This window comes from Paenibacillus sp. 7516 (assembly GCF_002272715.1).
Classification (GTDB): domain Bacteria; phylum Bacillota; class Bacilli; order Paenibacillales; family Paenibacillaceae; genus Paenibacillus; species Paenibacillus illinoisensis_A.
On sequence record NZ_NPBI01000038.1, the window covers coordinates 82,849 to 89,290 of the forward strand.

Genomic DNA, 6,442 nt, shown 5'->3' on the forward strand with positions numbered 1-6,442 from the left:
TGCCGGAGGGTTTTTAACCATATCCATATTTCTTCCAGTTACTCTCCGGGCTCTTTAGGGTACTATCTAACCAAATGCATGAAGAGCGGGAATGCTATTTCATAAGAAAGGAGCATGTCATGAAAAGTAAACATCCGTCCGGGAAAAGAGGACAAACGGCCAAAACCAAGCCGCTCCGAAATCGGACACATAAATTTATTGCCGGATTGCTCAGTGCGATCATTCCTGGTCTGGGTCATATCTATTTGCGGCTGTATATGAGAGGCCTGACGTTTATGCTGCTTGTACTGCTCGATCTGTCAGCGCTTTTGTATTTTTCATCTATTGGCATACAGATTAATGTGCCCCTTTTAATCTTGCTCGCTTTGTTCATTCCAGTGATCTACTTTTACAATGTATTCGATGTACTGCAATCTGCGGATTGGGTCATGATGCGGAGGCGCAGAGCTGCAACTCATGGAAATACGGACAAGCCTCTAATGAACGAGCGGGCTGTTGGTGAAGCCTTTATGGCATGGGAGCGAGGCATTTCGTTTGGGCTGCTGCTTATTGTTGGTGGTGGGCTGATGGTGCTATTCTTCCGCAAACCTCGCTGGTTTCAGGAAATGCTTGCTCTGTATGGTGGATATGCTTTTGCCGGTGTACTCATTATTGTAGGCCTGATCCTGTTCGGCCGTGAGATCTGGGTCATGCTGCGCAAGAAAAAAGGTTAGATTAGAAGAATTAAGGAGGAAAAATAATGAACCGTAAAGTCCGGGTCGGTCGCTATACGGCTGCCGCCTTAATCGTAGCGGTCGGTGTGCTGTTGATTTTGGATAAACGGTGGGGAACTGACTACGTATATGAAATGGTCGACTGGTGGCCATTGCTGCTTATCGCATTGGGTGTGGAATACATACTGTTGTTCCTATGGACGCGCAGCAAGAAAAAGACATCTGCTGATGAGCTGCAGGATGAGAAAGTGAAGATGCGTTTCAGGCCGGATGCCAAAGGCATCTTGGCTTCCCTTGTGCTGACGGCTGCGGTATTTATTGTGACAGAACAGGACCACTATATGCACTTGTGGAACAGGGTGAGCCTTAATCTGGGAGCAGCCTCCATGGACTATAGCCAGGCAGCAGGGTACATGCAGGACAAGGGTACGATCCGCGTGCCTGTCGGTATGGATACTTCCGATCTTGTCGTGCAGGGGGTTAATGGAGATATCTCGGTACAGCGCGGAGATACGGAAGAGATAGAGGTGCGTACGGTAGTATGGGTAGATAAGACATCCGAAGTAGAGGCAAAAGCTGTGGCAGATGCATCGTTTGTTGAAACGGACGGCACCAAGGTTATTCATATTACCGCAACGGGCAAGACTTATGGAGATAACGATAAAACACAGCCTCGCATGAATATGACGATTACGATCCCGGATGACCGGCGTTTCAATCTGGACATTCGCACTTCCAATGGAGCCATATTGTTAAATCGGCCGGAGGCAATTAGTACCATTGTGGCTGAAACGGGGAATGGACGTATCCGGATTACGAATGCGGTAGGTGACATTACGGGCAAAACGTTAAATGGCGATGTGATTGTGGCCAATGCGATGGGGAATGTTGATCTGGATAGCAACCGGGGAGATATGAAGGCCCGCGGAGTTTCAGGAGATGTAGATCTGACCACACAGGTGGGGAGCATTAGCATTACGGATTCAATTGGTGAATTTACTGCTGAAACACGGAACGGAAATATTACGCTGGATGGCGCAAATCTCGCAATCAGGGCTCAGTCACTGAATGGCAGCATCAGCATCGTTTCCTCCAAAATAGGCGGAGATTGGGATGTATACAGTGCCGTTGGTGCAATCAGCATTTTGTTGCCTCATCAGGGTGATTACAGTCTGAGCGGCTCCAGCAGTTACGGTGATCTGAAGACTGACCTGCCATTTACAGTGCAAAATAAAACCATTGAAGGCCAGCTTGGTGAAGGGGAATACACGGTTAAAATTGAAGGAAACAGCGACCTTACCATTAATCGCAACCCGGATGTGACTTCGACTAATATAAACACTTCTAATCTGGAGGACACGGATGGCGATTTGGAACAGAGCGAAGATAACGGGGAGAATTCCCAGGATGATACCTCTGAAGTTCCGTAACTGCCGCGTTGACAATAAACTTACAATCGCCGTACAATAAAATAATAAAAGGCAAGGTTACATGGAAGGGAAAGATTAAACGTCCTGTTCTTTGTCAAGAATCAACTCTGATGGATAAGATGAAAATGTATCTTGTTTCTTCAAGAGAATGAAAGGTAAGGCGGTGGGTTTTATGGCAACACGTGTCCAACATGCGTTGGAGCATCTGAAGACGACCGGTGTCCGTATTACACCCCAGCGCCATGCCATATTGAATTATCTAATGGAATCCATGGGGCATCCGACTGCCGATGAAATTTACCGTGCGCTTGAACCCCAATTTCCCAGTATGAGCGTGGCGACTGTATATAACAATCTGAAGATGTTTCTGGAGGCCGGCATGGTTCGGGAATTGACATACGGAGATAACTCCAGCCGCTTCGATGCCAATGTGACGGATCATTACCATGTCATTTGTGATAAATGCGGTAAAATTGAAGACTTCAGTTATCCTTCGCTCAAAAGCGTTGAGCTCCAGGCGGAATCAAGTACCGGATTTGAAGTCCATGGACACCGTTTGGAAGTTTATGGTGTTTGTAAAAGTTGCAGGGATTAAGAGAGATGAATTACAATATTAACGTGCAGAATTCAGTTTGAATTCTACACGTTTTTTGTTTTTTAATATCAAAGATTACATGCATGATTTTTCACGCGGCAATGATATCTTCATGATTCAGCATGATTAACGGAGGTAGGCGTTTGAGTAGAAAAAGCAGATATACAAGGCAGAAGAAGAGGCGTTCGTTCTGGCCTGGTTTTTTGGGAGCTTGTCTTATTGCAGGCGGTGCTTACTGGTTTATAACGAATGTCTGGCTGAACCAGGTTCACGAGGACCCCGATTGGATCGGAATGAATCAGCCTGTTTTTGTGGATGGTCAATTGATGGATGGTGAAGCTTCGGGAACTGGCGAGGAGCTTAAACTGCCGGTGAACGTACTACAGGAGGCAATTGATCCTGGCATACGTTACGAAGCGGACACAGGCGATATCATTATTGCGACTCCGCAGCGTGTGCTTCATATGAAGGAAGGCAGCACCAAGGCCGAGCTCAATCATAAGGACTATCCAATGTCAGTTGAACCTGAGGTCATCGGAGGAGAGGCATACATCCCTCTTAAGCCCTTGAAGGAAGTTTACGGGATTGCCGTACAGGAAGATACATCTACGGGTGCAGTTATATTGATGCGTGGAGGAGACATCATTCAATATGCGGAGATTGATAACTTGTCATCCAAAGCGGATAAAACCATTCCTTTGTACAAACGTGGGGGAGAGTCTTCCCCGATTATTGCGGATATCGAACAGAACGCCCGGGTACGGGTATGGCAGACGGGGGATGAGCAGAGTTTTGTTCAGCTGGATAACGGCTATGCCGGTTATGTGGATAATAAGTACGTTTCCCTTACAGAGAAAAAGGAGCTGGACAAGCCCAAATTCACTCTGACGGCTGCCGAGAAGAAGTGGCAGAATAAAACGGTAAATCTAGTGTGGGAGGCGGTATACAACCGTCAGCCTGACGTCAGTTCCATAGGCAAGATGCCGGGTGTGAATGTGGTCAGTCCAACGTGGTTCCATATTACAGACGGCCAGGGCAATGTGAAGAGCAAAGCCGATAAAGCGTATGTTAACTGGGCTCACCGTTCCGGAATGGAAGTATGGGGACTGATGGATAACAGTTTCGACCCGGATATTACAAAAGAGGCAGTAGCCTCATACGAGACCCGCACGCATATCATCGAACAGATGCTGGAATACGCGCAGACCTACCAATTGGATGGCATCAATATTGATTTCGAGAACGTATATACCGATGATGGCCCCAATATTACTCAATTTGTTCGTGAGATTAAAGCGATGGCACGCATCCACGGACTCATGCTCTCCATTGATGTAACTCCAAAATCCAATAGTGAAATGTGGTCCGCTTTTCTGGATCGACGCTCACTTGGTTCTTTTGTCGATTACATGATGGTTATGGCGTACGATGAGCACTGGGCAGCCAGTCCGAAGGCTGGTTCCGTCGCTTCGCTGCCCTGGACAGAGGCCTCTATGAGAAAAATTCTTGAAGAAGATGAAGTGCCTTCTAACAAATTGATTATGTCTGTTCCGCTGTATACACGAATCTGGACAGAGGAAGCAGATGAACAGGGAGAGATTAAAGTATCTTCCAAAGCAGTCGGAATGGATACTGTTGCTGATTTGATCAAAGAAAAGAAACTCAAACCTAAGTTGGACTCTCAAAGTGGACAGAATTATGTGGAATTTACTGAGGATGGGGCGACCAAGAAAATCTGGATAGAAGATGCAGTTTCTTTACAGGCCCGTGTAGAACTTATTGAATCACTCAAACTGGGTGGTGTAGCTGCCTGGAATCGCAGTTTTGCTAACGCATCAGCTTGGAAGACGTTACAACAGGTAAGTCGTTAGAGATAAACGGTTACTGAACTTATCTTTTTAATATGATTCAAATCAATTCATTGTGAAACGCAAAAAAGGCTCGGTCTAGATACCGGGCCTTTTTTGTTGTTTGCTCATTGATCTTAGATGTGAAGTAAATGAGTGTTACTAGCCTTTTGGACTAATACGGTGATCCGTATCAGAAATAGATGGAGAAGGCGCTTTCAGATGAGGACGGTTTGTATTCGCTTGATTAGGATCCAGAGTGAGGATGGTATGGCAGAACATACAACGATCCGTCTTGCCGAGCATTTTGGTCATTTTGCCGCATTCAGGGCAATCCACTTGAACAGCGCTTGTAGACAACATTCCAGCCCAGAAGTAGATGGCCAGACTAGCCATCATGGCAACGAGTCCGATGACGAGTCCCACGGCTGCAAACACTTTGCCTGCATGTCCCCAAAACACGATTCCGGCAGTTCCCAGTACCATTAGCCCCATGCCTAGCATGGTGAGTAACAATCCCCAAGTGCGAAAAGCATTAATTTTAGCTGATTTAAAAATCATGAAAAATGCTCCTATCGTATGAGTAGTATCGGACCTGGAAAAGAAGGAAACTTTAGTCTGCATGTAGAATTACATTATAACTGACTTGGCGTATAACTGCCATGAATTGTATGGAGGGAATCGTGGAATTAATGAACCTAGCTTTTTTGTCCGGACAGTCGGAAGAGTCGGGGGCAGTTGGGGCTATCGCTTATTCCCATCCGGGTGAGCGATTCCACGGCTCCCTGATTCAGGATTTCGAATTGCTTGTTCTCATTGTCTGTGATACGGATCAAAGTATGTCGGACGTTGGCCATTACCGTTATGGGGACTTGCGTTATCAAATGATCTACGCGGGGCGTAATCAACTGCAGAGCAGCGTAATCACGGGTGATAATAACAATCTCATGCAATGCTTGATTGAGGGCGAGATCATATGGGAATCAGAAGGCGCCTTGAGTGCCCTGAGAGAAGAGTTGTCCGCCTTTGGATTGGGGCTGAGGGAACAAAAGCTGCTGCATGAATTCGCAAGCTTTCTGAGAATGTATGTGGAGGCCAAGCGGCACATTCAGGAAGGACATGTAGTTGATGCTTATTACAGTGTTCTGGAGGCATTGGGGAACTGGGCCAGGATTGTATTGATAGAACATGGAGTATACCCTGACCATGCTGTTTGGACACATGTGCAAAGTATGGATCGAGCACTCTGGAAGCTCTATCAGGAGCTTACGGTAAGCTCGGAGACGTTGGAACAGCGGGTGGAGCTTGTTCTTCTTGCCTGTGAATTTTCGGTCATGTCCAAAATGGGTGATTGCTCGGAATTGCTTCTGCGGGTAATTAGAAGCCGAAAAGAAGCATGGAGCGTGGACGAACTGGTTCATCATCCTCAATTAAGATTTGTAGGAGAAGATCTCCCTTTAATTCTGCGGAAACTAGTTATTCGTTCTATTGTAAAGGAATCGGCCGGTTGGCCATCCCTGATAGGAGGCGAAGGGCGGGAGATTCGGTATTGGATCGAAGCCTGAACAAGGCCGTATAGTTCAATGATTTGGTTTGGCAAAAGGAGGGGAAACCTTCCTTTTTTGTTTGTAATATAAATTAATAAAAACAGGTTGACTCGTACTTATGGAATGTGATACATTATATTTCGTTCCCCAAACGGGCTTTTAGAAAAAAGACTTGTGAGGGACAAGTTGAGAACATAATGATTTGAAAAAAAGAATCAAAAAAAAGTTCTTGACGAAAACATACTGAATGTGATACATTATTTAAGTCGCCGCTGAAAACGCGGTTGGCAAAAAGAGAATCACAAACAAC

At 46.0% G+C, this 6,442-nt stretch carries 6 protein-coding genes; 5 read left to right on the forward strand and 1 reads right to left on the reverse strand.

Annotated features, from left to right (window positions below):
* The first annotated feature begins 119 nt into the window (after window positions 1-119).
* The 4 genes from CHI14_RS25775 to CHI14_RS25790 all read left to right on the forward strand — a co-directional run bounded on the left by CHI14_RS25775 (window position 120) and on the right by CHI14_RS25790 (window position 4,609).
* Window positions 120-713: a hypothetical protein gene (locus CHI14_RS25775; protein ID WP_095292530.1), complete on the forward strand. Its 594-nt coding sequence runs from the start codon at window positions 120-122 to the stop codon at window positions 711-713.
* 26 nt (window positions 714-739) lie between these two features.
* Entirely contained in the window at window positions 740-2,143 is a 1,404-nt protein-coding gene (locus tag CHI14_RS25780) for a DUF4097 family beta strand repeat-containing protein (RefSeq protein WP_095292532.1), read from the forward strand.
* A gap of 172 nt (window positions 2,144-2,315) precedes the next feature.
* Window positions 2,316-2,738, forward strand: a complete 423-nt coding sequence (gene perR / locus CHI14_RS25785) for a peroxide-responsive transcriptional repressor PerR (protein WP_024631328.1) — start codon at window positions 2,316-2,318, stop codon at window positions 2,736-2,738.
* Between the two features lie 122 nt (window positions 2,739-2,860).
* Entirely contained in the window at window positions 2,861-4,609 is a 1,749-nt protein-coding gene (locus CHI14_RS25790; RefSeq protein WP_095292535.1) for a glycosyl hydrolase family 18 protein, read from the forward strand.
* A 138-nt stretch (window positions 4,610-4,747) separates the two neighbouring features.
* Here the strand turns inward: CHI14_RS25790 and CHI14_RS25795 are convergent, their stop codons facing one another.
* On the reverse strand, window positions 4,748-5,146 hold the full coding sequence (locus CHI14_RS25795) for a DUF2614 family zinc ribbon-containing protein (RefSeq protein WP_095292538.1): 399 nt from the start codon (window positions 5,144-5,146) through the stop codon (window positions 4,748-4,750).
* Window positions 5,147-5,277: 131 nt separating this feature from the next.
* Here CHI14_RS25795 and CHI14_RS25800 point away from each other — a divergent pair, with 131 nt between their 5' ends.
* Entirely contained in the window at window positions 5,278-6,150 is an 873-nt protein-coding gene (locus CHI14_RS25800; protein WP_095292542.1) for a nucleotidyltransferase-like protein, read from the forward strand.
* The last annotated feature ends 292 nt before the right edge of the window (window positions 6,151-6,442 follow it).